Origin of the sequence: Acidovorax sp. 99 (assembly GCF_003096455.1) — a bacterium.
GTDB lineage: Bacteria > Pseudomonadota > Gammaproteobacteria > Burkholderiales > Burkholderiaceae_C > Acidovorax > Acidovorax delafieldii.
Map to the genome: position 1 here is coordinate 2,914,234 of NZ_QEKU01000001.1, position 20,290 is coordinate 2,934,523.

Sequence of the window (20,290 nt, forward strand, 5' to 3'; positions counted from 1 at the left end):
CAGCCCAGGTCGATACAATCGCGCCCCGGCAAGAACCTGTGAACAGGTTCTAGACCCCGGAAGGCTTGCCACACGCCCTTGGCTGCGAATGCAGCTGGGGCCCGCCCGTACTGCGAGGAGACCAGGAAGTGAAAGCCGACACCAGCAAATCCAAGGGGGCCACCAAGGCAACCCCTGCCGCGGCGAAAAGCGCCGCCGCCCCAGCGGCACCAAAAGTTGCTGCGAAGGCCACTGCCAAGGCTGCTGCGGCACCCAAGGTGGTCGCGCCCCCGGCAGTGGCGGCACCCGCTCCGGCGCCCGCACTGCAAGCGGGCTCGCAGGTACCCGTGCGCACAACCCGGCCTTCTTCCCGATTGGCCCAATTGACCGTACCATCCATGGCACAGACGGTGGCTTCGACAGCTGCCAAAGCCAGTTATCAACACACCATGCCCACGACCGCGCAAGCGCAGCCTACTTACACGGCTGCCAAAAAAGACCCCAAGCTGGCGAACAACTGGAAAACCAAGTCCGTCGCCGAGCTGACCGACGCTGAAGTCATGGCCATGCCCGACAGCGAGTACATGAACGAAAAGCAGATGGCGTTCTTCCGCCTCAAGCTCGTTCAACTCAAGCAGGACATCCACAACAGTGCCGGAGAAACCACTGAGCATCTGCGTGAGGACACCGTGGTGGTGCCCGACCCGGCCGACCGCGCCACCATCGAAGAAGAGCACGCACTGGAGTTGCGCACCCGCGACCGCGAGCGCAAGTTGCTCAAGAAGATCGAACAATCCATTGCCCGCATTGATGCGGGTGACTACGGCTACTGCGACGAAACCGGTGAGCCCATTGGTGTGGGCCGCCTGATCGCACGTCCCACCGCCACGCTGTCGCTCGAAGCGCAGCAACGCCGCGAACTCAAGCAGAAGATGTTTGGGGATTGAGCAGGCAGCCGCCTGTTGATCAACGCGCGCACTCTGCACCCTGAGCCATGAGCAAGGAAGAATCCACCCCTGGCGGCCTGCTATCGAAGGTGGTGCGGTTCGTGAAGAATCCGACCGTCAACTGGACGGAGCTGGATTCCCTCCAGGACGACCGGGAGAGCCAGTACAGCAAGCAGATGCTCAAGGAGATGATCGAGCGCAAGCGCCGCAACGATTTTGTGCGGCGCCGCGAGTTCGATCAGCTGCGCAAGCTGCGCCAGCGCGAGGTCTTGCACGGGCAGCGAGTGGAAGATGCCGCAGGGCGCCCCTCGTTTTTCCAGAGCAGCATGGCATCGCCCGACGAGCGGGCCGTGACGCTCAAGAAGATCGACGAGATCGAAGCGCAGATGTCCCAGCAGTGGTGGAAGAGCAAGCAGGGCGCCGACGCACCCACCCAGCCAGGGGTGATGCCGGATTCCAGCACGGAGGCGTCTGCGGAAGAGCAAGCCCGTGCCTATGCGCCCACGGTGCCCGGGAGCCTGTCTGCCCCGCTGGATACCAAACCCGCCGTTCAGCCTCTGTTCGCTGATGACAGCATGGCCATTGGCCGCTTTGGTGGCACGGACGCCACCATGCTGCCCGGCAGCACCCCACACGTCGAAGCATCCTTCAGCCCTGCGGCTCCCACGGCTGCGCCCGCGCCCGCATTCGAACCGGAGGAATTCGTGCACGAACCCGATCTTGAAGAAGCCGCCATCCGGTTTGCCAATGGTGACCATGCAGGGGCCGAGTCTGGCCTGCTGGAGGTGCTGGCCCAGCACCAGCAGGACGATCCAGCGCAGCAGCTGGAAATCTGGATGACGCTGTTCGACCTTTACCGGGCCACCGGGCAGCACGACCGTTTTGACACCCTGGCCATCGACTTTGCCGCGCAATATGGCCGCTCGGCGCCGCTGTGGTTTTCCATCCCGGCGCAACTGGGCCTGGCCGTTGAAGTGGCGCCCGCTGCCGAGCCTGCCGCCGCCATGCGCCGTGATTTCAGCTGGAACGCTCCGCCCACCGTGGCGGTTTCTTCGGTGGCGGCACTGCAGGCCTCGCTGGCCCGTGCGGCGTCCCCCTGGACGCTGTCCTGGTCACGCCTTGCTTCGATTGACGAGGCGGCAGTGCCCCTGTTGGCTGACCAGTTCAGCTCGTGGGCCGACCGCGATGTCCAGATCGTGTTTTCGGGGGTTGAAAAACTCCATGCCCTGCTCGATGCCAAGACCCAGTCGGGCGACCGCTCAAACAGCCCCGAGTGGTGGCGTTTGCGCATGGCAGCCATGCGCCTCATGGGCAAGCCCGACGAGTTTGAACTGGTGGCGCTCGACTACTGCGTGACCTACGAAGTCTCTCCGCCCTCCTGGGTGTCGCCACGTTGTGGATACTCGGACAACGAGGGTGTGTCTTCAGGCTCTGCGCCTCTGGCCGCCGACAGCGATTTCATGGCGTCCGATCTCGGTGAGTCGTCGGTCCCCGCTCCCTTGGACACCGGACCCGTCGCACAGCTCAGCGGCCATATCGACGGCGATGCCACGCCCCTGCTGCAGCCGTTCGAGGCGCACTTCAAGCCCGGCGTGCCGCTGACCATTGCCTGCGACAAGCTGATCCGGGTGGACTTTGCTGCTGCAGGCTCCGTGCTCAACTGGGCGGCTGAGCAACAGGGCCACGGCCATGTGATCCAGTTCCACAACCTGCAGCGGCTGGTGGCGATCTTCTTCAACGTGATCGGAATCAACGAGCACGCCTGGGTGGTCCCCCGGAAGAACTAGCAGCACCGCTCCTGGGGGGGGCTGTTCCGGTCCAGATTCCAGTCTTGCGGGTAGTAGGGAAGGGCATGTCGCGTGGTTGGCCAGGCTGCGTGCGCGGCATCCGTTCCGAGGCCGGCATTGCAAAATGCCTGGTGATCCCCATCTGCCGCAGCTATGGATTCATCTCAAGACAACCATCCGGTGTTCCACGGCACCACCATCCTCAGTGTGCGTCGCCAGACGCCTTCCGGCATCCAGGTCGCCATCGGCGGCGATGGACAGGTCACGCTGGGCAACATTGTGGTCAAGGGCACGGCGCGCAAGGTGCGCAAGCTCTACCACGGCAAGGTGCTGGCGGGATTTGCGGGCGCCACGGCCGATGCGTTCACGCTGTTCGAGCGCTTCGAGGCGAAGCTGGAAAAGCACCAGGGCCACCTGACGCGCGCTGCCATCGAACTCACCAAGGACTGGCGTACCGACCGGGTCTTGCGCCGCCTCGAAGCCATGCTGGCCGTGGCTGACGCCAGTGCGTCGCTCATCATCACCGGCAATGGCGACGTGCTGGAGCCCGAGCAAGGCATCGTGGCGATTGGCTCGGGGGGCGCTTATGCGCACTCGGCGGCCAAGGCGCTGCTGGTGAATACCGAGTTGTCTGCCCAAGAGATCGTGAAAAAGTCGCTCGAAATTGCGGGCGAACTCTGCATCTACACCAACATGAACCACACCATCGAGACGCTCTGAGCGTACGACGGTGGAACAGGCCCCGCGCTGGCCTCACGGTCAGCGCATCGAGGGCTGAATGCTCTGTTTTTTATAGCTGCTGGCGCATGATTCACCAGCGCTTCGGCCCTATTTGATACCAGGAAGACCTGTATGTCGTCCATGACCCCCCAGGAAATCGTCTCCGAGCTGGACCACCACATCGTGGGCCAGGCCAGCGCCAAGCGTGCCGTGGCCATCGCTCTGCGCAACCGCTGGCGCCGCCAGCAGGTGGAAGGCAGCCTGCGCCAGGAGATCACGCCCAAGAACATCCTCATGATCGGCCCCACCGGCGTGGGCAAGACCGAGATTGCACGCCGCCTTGCAAGACTCGCCGATGCGCCCTTCATCAAGGTCGAGGCCACCAAGTTCACCGAGGTGGGCTACGTGGGCAAGGACGTGGATTCCATCATCCGCGACCTGGCCGAGATGGCGGTGAAGCAAACGCGCGAGGCCGAGATGAAGAAGGTGCGCACCCGCGCCGAAGATGCCGCCGAGGAACGCATCCTGGACGTGCTGATCCCCCCGGCCCGCGCAGCGGCAGGCAGCGAACCCGCCGCTGACAACACGGCCCGCCAGGTTTTTCGCAAGAAGCTGCGCGAAGGTGCACTGGATGACAAGGAGATCGAGATCGACGTGGCCGAAGGCCGCCCCCAGCTCGAAATCATGGGCCCCCAGGGCATGGAAGAGATGACCGAGCAGCTGCGTGGCATGTTCAGCCAGCTGGGGCAGGACAAGCGCAAGACCCGCAAACTCAAGATTGCCGAGGCCCTGAAGCTCATCGCCGATGAAGAGGCGGCCAAGCTGGTCAACGAAGAGGACATCAAGACCCGAGCGGTGGCCAGCGCCGAGCAAAACGGTATCGTCTTCATCGATGAGATCGACAAGGTGGCCGCGCGGCAGGAAAGCAGTGGCGCCGACGTATCGCGCCAAGGCGTGCAGCGCGACCTGCTGCCGCTGGTGGAGGGCACCACGGTGTCCACCAAGTACGGCATGATCAAGACGGACCACATCCTGTTCATCGCCTCGGGGGCGTTCCACCTGTCCAAACCCAGCGACCTGATCCCGGAGCTGCAGGGACGGTTCCCGATCCGGGTGGAGCTGGAATCGCTGTCGGTCAAGGACTTCGAAGCCATCCTCACGCAGACCCATGCGTCGCTGGTCAAGCAGTACCAGGCGTTGCTGGCCACCGAGGGCGTCACGCTGGAGTTCGCGCCCGAGGGCATCACACGCCTGGCGCACATCGCCTTTGAGGTGAACGAGCGCACCGAGAACATCGGTGCGCGCCGCCTTTCCACGGTGATGGAGCGCCTGCTGGACGAGGTGAGCTTTGACGCCACCCGCCTGGCCGGCCAGACCATCACCATCGACGCCGCCTACGTCGATACCCGCCTGCAGACTCTGAGCCAGGACGAGGACCTGTCGCGCTACATCCTGTGACCACTCGGTCAAGCCTTGAGAGGTCACTTTCATAGGCCTCTCTAAGTGCTTCTTTTTCAACGACTTTTAGCGTTCTGGTGTCTGAAAAAAAGCATCTAAGTCGTTGATTTCATTGAAAAGTTTGTGGGACAACCCCCTTGTTCGGTGTGCTTTTCCTGCTACAGTGCAAAAAAGTGCAATTAAGTGGTGAAAAGTGCCCTCAAGGTCCGTTTCTGGACCTGCGAGGCGCAAAACCGAACTGGGAATCTGTCCGTGTTTCAAGGTGCCTCGTCGCTGAGTCTCGATGCGAAGGGTCGGCTGTCCGTGCCGACCCGGCATCGTGACGTCCTCGCGGCCACGGCATCGGGCCAGCTCACCATCACCAAGCACCCGCACGGCTGCCTCATGGTCTTTCCCCGTCCTGAATGGGAGAAGTTCCGCGAGCGCATTGCCCAGCTGCCCATGTCCGCCCAGTGGTGGAAGCGCATCTTCCTGGGCAATGCCATGGATGTGGACATGGACGCCACCGGCCGTGTGCTGGTCTCCCCCGAGCTGCGCGAAGCCGCCGGTATTTCCAAAGACACCATGCTGCTGGGCATGGGCAACCATTTCGAACTCTGGGACAAGGCCACCTACGACGAGCAGGAAGCCAAGGCCATGCAGGGTGAGATGCCGGATGTCTTCAAGGACTTTTCCTTCTAAGGCGCACTGTGACATCCCCCTTGCAACACACCACCGTCCTGCTGAATGAGGCCGTGGACTCTCTCCTGGGCGGCGCAGGCCCGGAGCCTTCCGGCACCTGGATCGATGCGACCTTCGGGCGCGGCGGGCACTCCCGCCTCATCCTGCTCCGGCTGGGCCCCCAGGGGCGCCTGGTGGCCTTTGACAAGGACCCCGAAGCCATCGCCGAAGCAACGCGCATCACCGATGCGCGTTTTTCCATTCGGCACGAAGGTTTTCGCCATCTGGCCGACCTGCCGCCCGCCAGTGCTGCGGGCGTGCTGATGGACCTGGGCGTGAGCTCGCCCCAGATCGACAGCCCCGAGCGGGGCTTCAGTTTCCGTTTTGACGGTCCGCTGGACATGCGCATGGATACCACGCGCGGCGAAAGCGTGGCCGATTGGTTGGCCACGGCCGAAGTCGGTCAGATTGCGGAGGTGATACGTGACTACGGTGAAGAACGGTTTGCTGGCCCCATTGCAAAGGCGATTGTTGCTCGGCGCGAAGAACGGGGTCCTCTTGCAACCACCGCAGAATTGGCCGACCTCGTGGCTGGCGCGGTCAAAACCCGCGAGCCGGGCCAGAACCCTGCAACGCGCACATTTCAAGCTCTTCGGATTTTCATCAACGCCGAGCTTGAAGAGCTGCAACAGGCGCTAGAGGCCAGCCTCTCGGTGCTGCAGCCCGGTGGGCGGCTGGTGGTCATCAGCTTCCATTCGCTCGAAGACCGCATCGTCAAGCAGTTCATCGCCAAACATTCCAAGGAGGTCTACGACCGCCGCGCACCGTTTGCTGCGCCGCAGGCCATGAAGTTCATCGCGCTCGACCGCATCAAGCCCAGTGCGGCCGAGGTCGAGGCCAATCCCCGCTCGCGCAGCGCCATCATGCGCGTGGCCGAGCGCACGGCGGTCGTCTGACATGACGCGGCTCAACGTGGTCCTGTTGCTGGCGGTGCTGGCCAGTGCGATCTATCTGGTGCACACCCAGTACGAATCGCGCCGCCTGTTCACCGAGCTGGACCGCGCCGTGGCCGAGGCCCGCCGTCTGGAGACGGAGCACCAGCGCCTGCAGGTGGAAAAGCGCGCCCAGGCCACGCCGCTGCGGGTGGAGAAGATCGCGCGCGCGCAGCTGAACATGCGCACCGCCACCCCAGCGATCACCCAGTACGTGTCTGACCCGCAAGGCGTCGCAACTGCCACTACAGCGGCAGCGGCCGCCGCTTCGCAACCCGCCGGGGTGCAGCCATGAGCCGCAGCGTGCTCTACACATCCAGCCCTTTGCTGGCCAGCAAGACGCCGGTCTGGCGCAGCAAGTTCATCGTGGCGGTGATTGGGCTGGGCTTTCTGGGGCTGGCTGGGCGGGCGGCCTATGTGCAGGTGTTTGGCAACGCGTTCTTCCAGCGTCAGGGCGAGGTGCGTTTTGCGCGCACGCTGGAGCTGCCTGCCAACCGCGGCAAGATCGTGGACCGCAATGGCCTGATCCTCGCGTCCAGCGTGCCGGCTGCCAGCATCTGGGCGATCCCCGAAGACGTGGACCAGGACAAGCCCGAGGTTCGCGCCAAGCTCAAGCAGCTGGCCAAGCTGCTGGACATGCCGCAGGCCGACCTGCTGAAAAAACTGGCGGATGAGGACAAGACCTTCGTCTGGATCAAGCGTCAGCTTGACTGGGACGTGGGCCAGCAGATCGCCGCCCTGGACATCAAGGGCATCTACCAGCGCAAGGAATACAAGCGCCAGTATCCCGAGGGCGAGGCTGCCGCACACGTGGTGGGCTTCACCAACGTGGAAGACCACGGCCAGGAAGGCATGGAGCTGGCCTTCGACAAGGAGCTGGCAGGCAAGCCCGGTTCGCGCCGCGTGATCAAGGACCGATTGGGCCGTGTGGTCGAAAGCGTGGGCGAAACCGTGCCCCCGGTCGATGGCAAGGACATGCAGTTGTCCATCGACAGCAAGGTGCAGTTCTTTGCGTACCAGAAGCTGCGCGACCAGGTCGCCGCGCACAAGGCCAAGGCGGGCAGCGTGGTGGTGCTCGATGCCCACACGGGCGAGCTGCTGGCGCTAGCCAACTACCCGAGCTACGTCCCCGACAAGCGCCAGAATCTGACCGGCGAGCAGCTGCGCAACCGTGCGCTGACCGACGTGTTCGAGCCCGGCTCGACCATGAAGCCGTTCACCATCGGCCTGGCACTGGAGACCGGGCGCGTGCGCCCCGAGACCGTGGTGGATACCAACCCCGGACGCATCACCATCACAGGCTCCACGATCTCGGACACGCACAACTACGGCGTGCTCACGGTCGAAGGCGTGATCCAGAAGTCCAGCAACGTGGGCACCACCAAGCTGGCCATGCAGATGCCCGCGCGCGAGATGTGGGAGACCTTCTCGGCCGCCGGTTTTGGTCAGAAGCCCCAATTGCACTTCCCGGGCGTGGTGACGGGCCGCCTGCGCCCCTACAAGAGCTGGCGCCCCGTGGAGCAGGCCACCATGTCGTACGGCTACGGCCTCTCGGCCAGCCTGTTCCAGATGGCACGGTCGTACACCGTGTTTGCCAATGGCGGTCGGGTGATTCCCGCCACCATGCTCAAGACGGCCGAGCCCGCCGTGGGCGTGCCTGTTTTTTCCGAGCGCACGGCCGACCAGGTGCGCAAGATGCTGCAGATGGCCGCAGGCCCCGGCGGCACGGGCCAGAAGGCGCAGACCGTGGGCTACTCCGTGGGCGGCAAGTCGGGCACGGCACGCAAGCAGGTGGGCAAGAACTACGCCTCGGGCAAGTACCGCGCGTGGTTCACCGGCATGGCACCCATCGACAAGCCCCGCATCATCGTGGCCGTGATGATCGACGAGCCCAGCAACGGCGTGTTCTACGGCGGTGCCGTGGCCGCGCCGGTGTTCAGCGAGGTGGTGCAGCAGACCCTGCGCATGATGGGCGTGCAGCCCGACATGGCCGTCAAGCCGCAGATCGTGGCCAATGCCGTGGAGGAGTCGCTGTGATGCAAGCGCCGCTCCACACCCTGCAGACTGCCAGCGACGCGGTGCAATGGCTGCGCACGCGCGTCACCGGCGCCCTGCACACCGACAGCCGCCAGATCACGCCCGGCGACGGCTTTATTGCCTGGCCCGGTGCCGCCACAGACGGCCGCGCGCATGTGGCCGACGCCATGGTGCGTGGCGCCACGGCCTGCCTCGTCGAACAGGCGGGGGTCGAGGCCTTCGCTTTTGCGGGCGACCACATGGCCGCGCTGCAAGGTCTCAAGGCCGCCACAGGGCCCATCGCCGCCGAATGGTTTGCACAACCCACGCAGCAGCTGAAGGTGCTGGCGGTGACGGGAACCAACGGCAAGACCAGCACGGCGTGGTGGCTCGCAGGTGCTCTGAATGCGCTATCGAATGAGGAGCAATCAGGGCAAGATCAATGTGCGCTGGTGGGCACTTTGGGCATGGGACTGCCACCCGCGCTCACCTCCACCGGCATGACCACGCCCGACCCGGTGCGGTTGCAGCGCGCGTTTGCCCAGTTTGTGGCGCAGGGCCTCGGTGCCTGCGCCATCGAGGCCTCGTCGATTGGATTGGCCGAGGCCCGGCTCGACGGCACGCACATCCACGCGGCCATCTTCACCAACTTCACGCAAGACCACCTGGACTACCACGGCAGCATGGCCGATTACTGGCTGGCCAAGCGGGCGCTGTTCGACTGGCCGGGCCTGCAGGCTGCCATCATCAATGTGGACGACCCTGCAGGCGCCCAATTGCATGGCGAGCTGAAGGGCAGTGCCCTGGATCTGTGGAGCGTCTCGGCCCAGGGGGCTGCGCGCCTGGCGGCGCAGGACATCACCCTGGGCGACCAGGGTCTGTGTTTCACGGTGGCCGAGGGCTCTGACCGGCAGCTGCTGCAAACCCGCGTGATCGGCCAGTACAACGTGCTGAACCTGCTGGGGGTGCTGGCCACGCTGCGCAGCCTGGGTGTGCCGCTGGGCCGCGCTGTGCGCGCCTGTGCCGGCCTGCAGCCCGTGCCGGGCCGCATGCAGCGGCTGGTGGCGGTGGGCCAACCCCTGGTGGCCGTGGACTACGCCCACACCCCCGACGCTTTGGACAAGGCCCTGCAAGCCCTGCGCCCCCTGGCCACCGAGCGTGGCGGGCGGCTGTGGTGCGTGTTCGGCTGCGGCGGCGACCGCGACGCGGGCAAACGCCCGCTGATGGGTGCCGTAGCCCAGCAGCAGGCCGACCAGGTGCTGGTGACCAGCGACAACCCCCGCAGCGAAGACCCGGCCGCCATCCTGCACCAGATCCTGCAGGGCACGATTGCCGGTGGCACCGTGCGCGCCGAGCCCGACCGTGCGGCCGCCATCGCGCAGGCCATTGCCGAGGCCGCACCTGCCGATGTGGTGCTGATTGCCGGCAAGGGCCATGAAGACACCCAGGAGACGGCAGGCGTGCGCGTGCCGTTCTCCGACATGGCCCATGCGCAGGCTGCGCTGCAGGCCCGAGGAGCCCACACATGGGCATGAACACCATTGCACCCGTCATGACACTGCAGCAAGCCTGGGCACTGCTGCAGCCGCGTATTCCCGCTGCCCGCTTGGTGGGCGATGGCGCCACGCCGCTGGCGCGTGTGCACACCGACACGCGCACCCTGCAGCCGGGCGATCTGTTTGTGGCGCTCAAGGGGGAGCGTTTTGATGCCAACGCCTTCCTGGCCGATGCCCGTGCTGGCGGCGCCGCTGCAGCCATTGCACACGGTGGTCTGGAGGCAGCCGGTTTGCCCGGCATCGAAGTGCCCGACAGCCTGGCTGCGCTGGGCGCACTCGCCACCGGCTGGCGTACGCAGTTCCACCTGCCGCTGATCGGCGTGACGGGCAGCAATGGCAAGACCACGGTGACGCAGATGATCGCGTCCGTCCTGCGTGCCTGGCAGGGTGAGGCTGCGTTTGCCACGCAGGGCAATTTCAACAACGACATCGGTGTGCCGCTGATGCTGATGCGCCTGCGCGCCAGCCACCGCGCCGCCGTGATCGAGATGGGCATGAACCACCCTGGCGAGATCGCCACGCTGGCCGCCATGGCCCAGCCCACGGCGGCCTTGGTCAACAACGCGCAGCGCGAGCATCTGGAGTTCATGCATACCGTCGAGGCGGTGGCCCGCGAGAACGGCTCGGTGTTTGCCAGCTTGCCCGCCGATGGCGTGGCCGTGTTCCCGTCAGGGGATGCCTACACGGGCCTGTGGCAGTCGCTGGCCCTGGGGCGGCCCGGCCGCCGCACGGTGACCTTTGGTGATGGCGGTGATGTTCGCTGTGCCCAGGCCACGTGGGAGCGCGGCGCCTGGGCGGTCACCCTGGCCACACCACGCGGCGAGATCACGACCCGCCTGCACATCGCTGGCCGCCACAACGTCACCAACGCGCTGGCAGCCACGGCGTGCACGCTGGCAGCGGGTGCACCCGTCGCGGCCATTGCCCAGGGGCTGCGCGACTTCACACCGGTCAAGGGCCGCTCGCGCGCTTTCAGTGTGACCGTCGCGGGCCGCGACATCACGGTGGTGGACGACACGTACAACGCCAACCCCGATTCCATGCACGCAGCCATCCAGGTGCTGGCCGAACTGCCAGGCCCGCAACTGCTGGTGATGGGCGACATGGGCGAGGTGGGCGACCAGGGGCCACAGTTCCACACCGAGGCCGGCGCACTGGCCCGTGAGGCTGGTATCCCCACGTTGTTTGCGCTGGGCGCGCAGTCGGTGCACGCCGCGTCGGCGTACGGCGACGGGCAGGGTGGTGTTGCCCGGCATTTCAACGATATGAGCGCACTGCAGGATGCGGTGCGCAACGCCCTGCCCACGGTGGGCAGCGTGCTGGTCAAGGGATCGCGATTCATGAAGATGGAACAGGTGGTCGAGGCGATCAGCGCCGCCGCACTGCCCCCAGAACAACAACAAAAGCCGATCAACCCAAGGGAGGGACACCATGGCGCAACGCATTGATATTGCCCGTACGGTGCCAGCCTATGCCGGAGGTGCCACATGCTGCTGATGCTGTCGCAATGGCTGCAGGGCCTGTCGCCCGAGTTCGGCTTCTTTCGGGTGTTCCAGTACCTCACGTTCCGTGCGGTGATGGCCGCCATGACGGCGCTGCTCATCGGGCTGGTGGCCGGCCCCAAGGTGATTCGCATCCTCACCTCGCTCAAGATCGGCCAGCCCATCCGGGGCTATGCGATGCAGTCGCACCTGTCCAAGAGCGGCACGCCCACCATGGGCGGTGTGTTGATCCTGTTGTCGATCGCCATTTCCACCCTGCTGTGGTTTGACCTGTCCAACCGCTTTGTGTGGATTGTGCTCATCGTCACGCTGGGCTTTGGTGCCATCGGCTGGGTGGACGACTGGCGCAAGGTGGTCAACAAGGACCCCGAAGGCATGCGTTCGCGCGAGAAGTACTTCTGGCAGTCGGTGATCGGCCTCATGGCCGCGCTGTACCTGGTGTTCAGCATTTCTGAAAGCTCCAATGCCAAGGTGTGGGAGCTGTTCGTGGGCTGGGTGCAGTCGGGCTTTTCGCTGGACCTGCCGCCCAAGGCGGGGCTGCAGTTGCCCTTCTTCAAGGAAGTGAGTTACCCGCTGGGCGTGCTCGGTTTCGTGATCCTCACCTATCTCGTCATCGTGGGCTCCAGCAATGCGGTGAACCTGACCGACGGCCTGGACGGCCTGGCCATCATGCCCGTGGTGATGGTGGGCTCGGCGCTGGGCGTGTTTGCTTATGTCACCGGCAGCTCGGTGTATTCCAAGTACCTGTTCTTCCCGCACATTCCGGGTTCGGGCGAGTTGCTGATCTTCTGCGCCGCCATGGCGGGCGCGGGCCTGGCTTTCCTCTGGTTCAACGCGCACCCCGCCCAGGTTTTCATGGGCGACGTGGGGGCACTGGCGCTGGGCGGAGCCCTGGGCACCATCGCCATCATCGTGCGCCAGGAGATCGTGCTGGCCATCATGGGCGGCATCTTTGTGGTCGAGGCCCTGTCGGTGATGCTGCAGGTCACCTGGTTCAAGTTCACCAAGAAGCGCTATGGCGAAGGCCGCCGCCTGCTCAAGATGGCGCCTCTGCACCACCACTTTGAAAAGAGCGGCTGGAAGGAAACGCAGGTGGTTGTGCGCTTCTGGATCATCACCATGCTGCTGTGCCTGATCGGCCTGTCCACGCTGAAACTGCGATGAACCCGAACGATCCTCTTGTCCCTGACCCCCTCGGTACACCCGAGGCCATGCCCCCGTTGGCAGGGGCCGGGGTGGGTGCGGACGGCACTCCCGAAGGCGATCCTGGCATGCAGGCCCCTTTGCCCGTAGCGCCCGCAGCGCCTGAGGCGAATCCGCAGCAGGATGTTGCCGCGACAGGCAGGGAGGCCACAGACGCTTCGCCCGCAGCCAAAAGCACCAGCACCGCCTGGAACCCCGAGGCCGTGCCCGCCGTCTCCGCCGCGAAGGCAGCGGCGGACTTTGTGGCGCAGATCTTTGCCGAGGTGACCGCTCCCGAGCCGGGCGCTGCGGACAGCGCGGACGTTGCCGAGACCGCTGAGGCCGATGGGCCCACTTCGCCCGATGTGCCTGCAGGCCCGGCGCGCGAAGGCGTGGCGAACCTGCTGCAAGACCAGCACATCCTGATCCTGGGCCTGGGCGCCTCGGGCATGGCGATGGCACGCTGGTGTGTGCGTTGTGGTGCACAGGTTACCGTGGCCGACACACGCGCTGCCCCGCCGCAACTGCCCGCACTGCAGCAGGAGCTGCCCCAGGTGCGTTTTGTGTCGGGCGCATTCGATGCCAGTCTGGTGCAGGGGCAGAACCTGCACGCGGTCTATCGTTCGCCAGGGCTGAGCCCCGAGGCAGTGGCTCCTGTTTTGGAAGCGGCTCGCGCAAGCAACATCAGCGCTGGCGGTGAGTTGAGCCTGTATGCCACGGCCTTGGCTGCGCTGCGTGCATCGCACGCGTATGCCCCCGCCGTGCTGGCTATCACCGGGACCAACGGCAAGACCACCGTGACCTCGCTCACCGGACAGTTGGTGGAGCGCTCTGGCAAACGCGTGGCCGTGGCCGGCAACATCGGTCCGACCCTGCTCGACACACTGGCAGAACACCTGGATGTAGACACCTTGCCCGACGTGTGGGTGCTGGAACTGTCGAGCTTTCAGCTGGATGGCGTGAATGGGGGTGAAGGGGGCTTCGAACCCACAGCCGCCACGGTGCTCAACATCACGCAGGACCACCTGGACTGGCACGGCAGCATCGAGGCCTATGCTGCGGCCAAGGCGCGCATCTTTGGCCAGACGGGCTTGATGATCCTGAACCGCGAAGACGCTGCGGTGATGGCCATGCTGCCGCCACCCGTCAAGGCCAAGCTGCAAAAGCCGCAGGTGCGCGCGCACCTCACTTTTGGTGGCGACATGCCCCGGCGTCCGGGCGATTTCGGCATTGAGGTGGTCAGCGGCATGCCCTGGCTGGTGCGCGCCATGGACGCGGACGAAACCCGAAAGCGTGGCCGCAACGAGGTCGAAGAGGACCTGCACATCCAGCGGCTCATGCCGGCGGATGCCCTGCGCATCCGGGGCCGCCACAACGCCACCAACGCATTGGCCGCGCTGGCGCTGGCCACGGCGGCGGGTTGCCCGCTGGCGCCCATGCTCTACGGCCTGCGCGAGTACCGGGGCGAGCCGCACCGTGTGGAGCCCGTGGCCATCATCCACGGCGTGGAATATTTTGACGACAGCAAGGGCACCAACGTGGGCGCCACGGCGGCTGCGCTGGTGGGGCTGGGCACGGAGCGGCGTTTGGTGGTCATTCTGGGCGGAGAAGGCAAGGGGCAGGACTTTGCGCCCCTGGCAGCCCCCGTCGCACGTTATGCACGTGCGGTGGTGCTGATTGGCCGCGACGCACCGCTGATCCGCGCTGCGCTCCAGGACGCTGGCGTGCCTTTGCTCGATGCGGACACCTTGCCTGAGGCCGTTGCACTGGCCGCGCAGCGCGCCCATTCTGGCGATGCGGTGCTGATGTCGCCCGCCTGCGCCAGTTTCGACATGTTCAAGGACTACGAGCACCGCGCCCAGGTCTTTTGCGAGACCGTGCGGGCGATGGCCGACGATGCGGGCCAGTCGGCGGAGGGCATGCAATGACGGCACCCGCCAGCACCCTGTTGCAACGCGTGACCGGCTGGTTCGGTGGCCTGCCCGGCAAGGCGGCCGATGTGTTGCCCGTGCGCGTGGGCGGCACCGAGTACCGCCAGTCGTCCAGCACGCCCGCGAGCGTGCTGGGCTTTGACCAGGCCTTGCTCTGGGTGGTGGTGGCACTGCTGGCGTGGGGGTTGGTGATGGTGTATTCGGCGTCGATTGCCATGCCGGACAACCCGCGCTTTGCCAACTATGCGTCCACCCATTTCCTGACACGCCACATGATGTACCTGGTGGTGGGGTTTGTGGCGGCGCTGCTGGCGTTCCAGGTGCCCATGGCGCTGTGGGAGCGGGTGGCGCCCTGGTTGTTCATCGTGGCCTTGCTCATGCTGGTGGCGGTCCTGATTCCCGGCGTGGGCAAGGTGGTCAATGGCGCGCGCCGCTGGCTGTCCATCGGCCCCGTGGGCTTCCAGCCCTCCGAGGTGGCCAAGTTTGCGGTGCTGATCTACGCCGCCGACTACATGGTGCGCAAGATGGAGGTGAAGGAGCGCTTCTTCCGCGCCGTGTTGCCCATGGGCGCTGCGGTGGCCATCGTCGGCGTGCTGCTGCTGGCCGAGCCTGACATGGGGGCCTTCATGGTGGTGGCCGTGATTGCCATGGGCATCCTGTTCCTGGGCGGTGTGAACGCCCGCATGTTCTTTCTGATCGCCGGCGTGCTGGTGGGGGCCTTTGCGCTGATGATTGCCAGCTCGCCCTGGCGCCGCGAGCGCGTGTTTGCGTACCTGGACCCCTTCAGCGAACAGCATGCACTCGGCAAGGGCTACCAGCTGTCGCACTCGTTGATCGCCATCGGACGCGGCGAGGTGTTTGGCGTGGGGCTGGGGGGCAGTGTGGAGAAGCTGCACTGGCTGCCCGAGGCGCACACCGACTTCCTGATGGCCGTGATCGGCGAAGAGTTTGGTCTGGTGGGCGTGGTTGCGCTCATCGTGCTGTTCCTGTGGATGACCCGCCGCATCATGCACATCGGCCGCCAGGCCATTGCGCTGGACCGCGTGTTCGCGGGGCTGGTGGCGCAGGGCGTGGCGATCTGGATCGGTTTTCAAGCCTTCATCAACATGGGCGTGAATTTGGGCGCGTTGCCGACCAAGGGGCTCACGCTGCCACTGATGAGTTTTGGCGGGTCGGCGATTCTGATGAACCTGGTGGCGCTGGCGGTGGTGCTGCGGGTCGATTACGAGAATAAGCTCCTCATGCGGGGAAGTCGCGTATGAGCACGCAGAAGACCGCCCTCATCATGGCTGGTGGAACCGGCGGCCACATCTTCCCCGGCTTGGCTGTGGCCGAGGAACTGCGCGCACGCGGCTGGCGTGTGCACTGGCTGGGCGCGCCCGGCAGCATGGAGTCGCGCATCGTGCCGCAGCACGGCTTTGCGCTGGAGCTCATCGATTTTTCGGGCGTGCGCGGCAAGGGACTCGTCACGCTGGCCCTGTTGCCGCTGCGCCTGCTGCGTGCGTTCTGGCAGGCGCTGCAGGTCGTGCGCCGTGTGAAGCCCGACGTGGTGGTGGGCCTGGGTGGCTACATCACCTTTCCGGGTGGGATGATGGGCGTGCTCGCGGGCAAGCCCCTGGTGCTGCATGAGCAGAATTCGGTGGCGGGCATGGCGAACAAGGTCCTGGCAGGTGTGGCCGACCGGGTGTTCACCGCCTTCCCCCAGGTGTTCAAGCAGGGCCAGTGGGTGGGCAACCCCCTGCGCACCGCCTTCACGCAGCAGCCGGGCCCGGCCGAGCGGTTTGCAGGCCGCAGTGGCCCGCTGCGCCTGCTGGTGGTGGGCGGTAGCCTGGGAGCACGTGCGCTCAACGAGATCGTGCCCCAGGCCATCGCATTGATGCCGGTCGGCCAACGACCCACCGTGGTCCACCAAAGCGGTGCGGCACAGATCGATGCCCTGCGCGCCCACTACGCCGCTGCAGGGGTCGAGGCAGAGCTGACGCCATTCATCGACGACACCGCCAGCGCGTTTGCAGCGGCCGACATCATCGTCTGCCGGGCGGGGGCGAGCACCGTCACCGAGATCGCCGCCGTGGGCGCCGCGTCTATCTTTGTCCCCTTCCCGTCGGCCGTGGACGACCACCAGACCACCAACGCGCAGTTCCTCGTGAACGCAGGAGGCGGCTGGCTGGTGCAGCAGCGCGACCTGACGCCGCAAGGGCTGTCTGAAATGCTATTGAAATTAGAGCGCCCCACACTTGTGGATGTAGCGCTCAAGGCCAAAAACATGCAAAAAATCAATGCCACCCGCGAGGTGGTGACTGCCTGCGAGGAGTTGGCCCAATCATGAAACATGCGATTCGCCACATCCATTTCGTAGGCCTCGGCGGCGCCGGCATGAGTGGCATTGCCGAAGTGCTGTTCAACCTAGGTTACCGCATCTCGGGCTCGGACCTGGCCGACAGTGCCACGCTGCGCCGCCTGGCCGACCTGGGCATCAAGACCTGCCTAGGCCACGCGGCAGCGCACATCGATGGCGCCGACGCCGTGGTCACGTCCACAGCCGTCACTTCGGACAACCCTGAAGTGCTGGCCGCACGCGAAAAGAAGATCCCCGTGGTGCCGCGCGCACTGATGCTGGCCGAACTGATGCGCCTGAAGCAGGGCATTGCCATCGCGGGCACACACGGCAAGACCACCACTACCAGCCTCGTGACCAGCGTGCTGGCCGAGGCGGGGCTGGATCCGACCTTCGTCATCGGCGGCAGGCTCAACAGCGCGGGCGCCAATGCCAAGCTGGGCAGCGGCGACTACATCGTGGTCGAGGCCGATGAGTCCGACGCGTCGTTCTTGAACCTGCTGCCCGTGATGGCCGTGGTGACCAACATCGACGCCGACCACATGGAGACCTATGGCCACGACTTCGGCCGGCTCAAGGGCGCGTTTGTCGATTTCCTGCACCGCATGCCGTTCTACGGCACGGCCATCCTGTGTGTGGACAGTCCCGCCGTACGCGACATCCTGCAGAGCGTGACCTGCCCTATCACCAGCTACGGCTTCTCGGAAGACGCGCAGGTGCGCGCCATCAACGTGCGCGCCGAGGCGGGCCAGATGCGCTTCACCGTGCAGCGGCGCAACGGCGTCACGCTGCCCGATATGGAGATCGTGCTCAACCTCGCGGGCGAGCACAACGTGCTCAACGCGCTGTCGGCCATTGCCGTGGCGGTGGAGCTGAACATCCCCGACGACGCCGTGCAGCGCGCGCTGGCGGGCTTCAAGGGCGTGGGCCGGCGCTTCCAGCGCTATGGCGATCTGCCCGCGAAGGACGGCGGCACCTTCACCGTCATCGACGACTACGGCCACCACCCTGTGGAGATGGCTGCCACGCTGGCGGCCGCACGCGGCGCGTTCCCCGGGCGGCGCCTGGTGCTGGCCTTCCAGCCGCACCGCTACACCCGCACGCGCGATTGCTTTGAAGATTTCGTCAAGGTGATCGGCCATGCCGATGCGGTACTGCTCACCGAGGTGTATGCCGCAGGCGAGGCGCCAGTCGTGGCCGCCGATGGACGCTCGCTGGCCCGTGCCCTGCGTGTGGCAGGGCGCGTGGAGCCGGTGTTTGTGGACAACGTGGCCGATCTGCCCCAGGCCATTGCCGACAACGCACGCGCGGGCGACGTGGTGATGTGCATGGGAGCCGGCTCCATTGGCGCAGTGCCCGGCAAGGTGGTTGAGATGCTACAAAATAATGAGCTGAAAGCGCATGAAGGGAGCGCACTATGACCCTTCCTGAATCGAATATCGATGTGAAATCGCTGGGCAAGGTCGCCGTCCTGATGGGCGGGGACTCGGCCGAGCGCGAGGTGTCGCTGATGTCGGGCAGCGGCGTGCTGCAGGCGCTGCGCTCGCGTGGCGTGGATGCCCATGCGTTTGACCCCGCACAGAACGCGCTGGGCGACTTGAAGCGCGACGGCTATGCGCGCTGCTTCATCGCACTGCACGGCCGCCATGGCGAAGACGGCACGGTGCAGGGCGCGCTGGAGCTGCTGCGCATTCCGTACACCGGCCCCGGCGTGATGGCCTCGGCCATCGCCATGGACAAGGTCATGACCAAGCGGGTGTGGCTGGCCGAGGGCCTGCCCACGCCGCGGTACGTGTGGCTGGCCCCTGACCGTCAACAGCGTGAAGTAGTGCGCACCGTGCCCGACGAGCTGGGTCTGCCGCTGATCGTCAAGCCGCCGCGCGAAGGCTCGTCCATCGGCGTGACCAAGGTGCGCGGCTATTCGGACATGCAGGAGGCCGTCCAGCTGTCTGCCCAGTACGACCCCGATGTGTTGTGCGAAGAGTTCATCGAGGGCGAAGAGGTGACCTGCCCCGTGCTGGGCCAGGGCGCCAACGCGCGCGCACTGCCGGTGATCCGCATCGTGGCGCCCGATGGCGCCTACGACTACCAGAACAAGTACTTCACCGACGACGTGAAGTACCAGTGCCCGAGCGGCCTGCCCGAGGCCGAAGAGCGCGAGATCCAGCGCATCGTGCTGGAGGCTTACCGCACCCTTGGCTGCCGGGGCTGGGGCCGCGCCGACCTGATGATCCGCGCGAGCGACCGCAAGCCCTTCCTGCTGGAGATGAACACATCCCCTGGCATGACGGGTCATTCGCTGGTGCCCATGTCGGCCCGCGCCTCTGGCATCAGCTACGAAGAGCTGTGTCTGCGCATCCTCGCCGATGCGGCCCTCGACACGCCCGCAAAACCAAAGGCTGCCTGATGAATCAGACGCTGCCCGCACCCCTGGACGTCAAGCTCATGAACCTGACCGCGTCGGTCCTGTTCGTGGGCTGCGCCCTGGCCGTGCTGGCGGCGGGGGTGGGGTGGGTGCTGCGCTACCCCGGCTTTGCCATCGCACGCATCGTGGTGCAGGGCGAGCTGGTGCACAACAACGCGGTGACCCTGCGGGCCAACGTGGCGCCACATCTGGTGGGCAACTTCTTCACCGTGGACCTGCGTGCCGCCCGCGAGGCCTTCGAGCAGGTGCCTTGGGTACGCCGCGCGCAAGTGCGTCGGGTGTACCCCGGCAGCTTGCGTGTGGAGTTGCAGGAGCATGACGCGGTGGCGTACTGGGGGCCGGACACCGGCTCAGCGCTGGTCAACAGCCAGGGCGAAGTCTTCGAGGCCAATGTGGGCGATGTGGAGCAGGAGGGCCTGCCGCGCCTGCAGGGGCCTACAGGCAGCTCGGCCGAGGTGCTGCAGATGTATGGGCTGCTGGAGCCCGTGTTCAAACCTCTGGGCCTGGACGTGGAAGAGCTGCAGCTGACCGGGCGAGGCGGCTGGCGCGCGACCCTCGACAGCGAGGCCGTGGTGGAGCTGGGAGGCGGTACGCCGCAGGAAGTGGTGCAGCGCACGCAGCGTTTTGTACGCACCCTGACCCAGGTGGCCGCGCAGTATGGCCGCCGCGTGGACGCGCTGGAGTCTGCGGACCTGCGCCACGCCGGGGGCTACGCCCTGCGCCTGCGGGGTGTGACCACAGTGACTGCAGACGCAACCGGCGCGACGGCCGTGCGCAAGAGGTAATGGCATGAGGCA

Annotated in this window: 17 protein-coding genes; all 17 read left to right on the forward strand. The window is 65.8% G+C overall.

Annotated features, from left to right (window positions below; translation table 11 throughout):
* Positions 1–428: 428 nt before the first annotated feature.
* Positions 429–926, forward strand: coding sequence for an RNA polymerase-binding protein DksA (gene dksA, locus C8C95_RS23850; protein WP_233193807.1), 498 nt, complete (start codon positions 429–431; stop codon positions 924–926).
* A 47-nt stretch (positions 927–973) separates the two neighbouring features.
* The gene (locus C8C95_RS13620) at positions 974–2,713 is read left to right on the forward strand and encodes an STAS domain-containing protein (protein WP_116748933.1); all 1,740 of its coding nucleotides are present in this window, start codon (positions 974–976) and stop codon (positions 2,711–2,713) included.
* A gap of 153 nt (positions 2,714–2,866) precedes the next feature.
* Positions 2,867–3,433 (forward strand): ATP-dependent protease subunit HslV, encoded by a 567-nt coding sequence (gene hslV / locus C8C95_RS13625; RefSeq protein ID WP_056059237.1) that lies wholly within the window; start codon positions 2,867–2,869, stop codon positions 3,431–3,433.
* 132 nt (positions 3,434–3,565) lie between these two features.
* The gene (gene hslU / locus C8C95_RS13630; RefSeq protein WP_056059234.1) at positions 3,566–4,891 is read left to right on the forward strand and encodes an ATP-dependent protease ATPase subunit HslU; all 1,326 of its coding nucleotides are present in this window, start codon (positions 3,566–3,568) and stop codon (positions 4,889–4,891) included.
* A gap of 252 nt (positions 4,892–5,143) precedes the next feature.
* Entirely contained in the window at positions 5,144–5,572 is a 429-nt protein-coding gene (mraZ, locus tag C8C95_RS13635; protein ID WP_008903734.1) for a division/cell wall cluster transcriptional repressor MraZ, read from the forward strand.
* Positions 5,573–5,580: 8 nt separating this feature from the next.
* Positions 5,581–6,507, forward strand: a complete 927-nt coding sequence (rsmH, locus tag C8C95_RS13640) for a 16S rRNA (cytosine(1402)-N(4))-methyltransferase RsmH (RefSeq protein ID WP_116748934.1) — start codon at positions 5,581–5,583, stop codon at positions 6,505–6,507.
* 1 nt (position 6,508) lies between these two features.
* Positions 6,509–6,838 (forward strand): cell division protein FtsL, encoded by a 330-nt coding sequence (ftsL, locus tag C8C95_RS13645; RefSeq protein ID WP_116748935.1) that lies wholly within the window; start codon positions 6,509–6,511, stop codon positions 6,836–6,838.
* The gene (locus tag C8C95_RS13650; RefSeq protein ID WP_116748936.1) at positions 6,835–8,580 is read left to right on the forward strand and encodes a penicillin-binding protein 2; all 1,746 of its coding nucleotides are present in this window, start codon (positions 6,835–6,837) and stop codon (positions 8,578–8,580) included. The genes ftsL and C8C95_RS13650 overlap by 4 nt, the downstream gene beginning before the upstream one ends.
* Positions 8,580–10,094: a UDP-N-acetylmuramoyl-L-alanyl-D-glutamate--2,6-diaminopimelate ligase gene (locus C8C95_RS13655; protein WP_116748937.1), complete on the forward strand. Its 1,515-nt coding sequence runs from the start codon at positions 8,580–8,582 to the stop codon at positions 10,092–10,094. Before C8C95_RS13650 ends, C8C95_RS13655 begins: the two co-directional genes overlap by 1 nt.
* Positions 10,085–11,563, forward strand: a complete 1,479-nt coding sequence (gene murF / locus C8C95_RS13660; protein ID WP_116748938.1) for a UDP-N-acetylmuramoyl-tripeptide--D-alanyl-D-alanine ligase — start codon at positions 10,085–10,087, stop codon at positions 11,561–11,563. The genes C8C95_RS13655 and murF overlap by 10 nt, the downstream gene beginning before the upstream one ends.
* Before the next feature lie 39 nt (positions 11,564–11,602).
* Entirely contained in the window at positions 11,603–12,781 is a 1,179-nt protein-coding gene (gene mraY, locus C8C95_RS13665; RefSeq protein ID WP_015012552.1) for a phospho-N-acetylmuramoyl-pentapeptide-transferase, read from the forward strand.
* Positions 12,778–14,727: a UDP-N-acetylmuramoyl-L-alanine--D-glutamate ligase gene (gene murD, locus C8C95_RS13670; RefSeq protein ID WP_243415695.1), complete on the forward strand. Its 1,950-nt coding sequence runs from the start codon at positions 12,778–12,780 to the stop codon at positions 14,725–14,727. The genes mraY and murD overlap by 4 nt, the downstream gene beginning before the upstream one ends.
* Positions 14,724–15,992 carry a putative lipid II flippase FtsW gene (gene ftsW, locus C8C95_RS13675; RefSeq protein ID WP_116748940.1) on the forward strand — a complete coding sequence of 423 codons (1,269 nt, stop codon included), beginning with the start codon at positions 14,724–14,726 and terminating at the stop codon, positions 15,990–15,992. Before murD ends, ftsW begins: the two co-directional genes overlap by 4 nt.
* The gene (murG, locus tag C8C95_RS13680; protein ID WP_116748941.1) at positions 15,989–17,059 is read left to right on the forward strand and encodes an undecaprenyldiphospho-muramoylpentapeptide beta-N-acetylglucosaminyltransferase; all 1,071 of its coding nucleotides are present in this window, start codon (positions 15,989–15,991) and stop codon (positions 17,057–17,059) included. The genes ftsW and murG overlap by 4 nt, the downstream gene beginning before the upstream one ends.
* On the forward strand, positions 17,056–18,489 hold the full coding sequence (gene murC / locus C8C95_RS13685; protein ID WP_116748942.1) for a UDP-N-acetylmuramate--L-alanine ligase: 1,434 nt from the start codon (positions 17,056–17,058) through the stop codon (positions 18,487–18,489). Before murG ends, murC begins: the two co-directional genes overlap by 4 nt.
* Positions 18,486–19,475 carry a D-alanine--D-alanine ligase gene (locus tag C8C95_RS13690; protein WP_015012557.1) on the forward strand — a complete coding sequence of 330 codons (990 nt, stop codon included), beginning with the start codon at positions 18,486–18,488 and terminating at the stop codon, positions 19,473–19,475. Before murC ends, C8C95_RS13690 begins: the two co-directional genes overlap by 4 nt.
* Positions 19,475–20,278 (forward strand): cell division protein FtsQ/DivIB, encoded by an 804-nt coding sequence (locus C8C95_RS13695; RefSeq protein WP_116748943.1) that lies wholly within the window; start codon positions 19,475–19,477, stop codon positions 20,276–20,278. The genes C8C95_RS13690 and C8C95_RS13695 overlap by 1 nt, the downstream gene beginning before the upstream one ends.
* Positions 20,279–20,290: the final 12 nt, after the last annotated feature.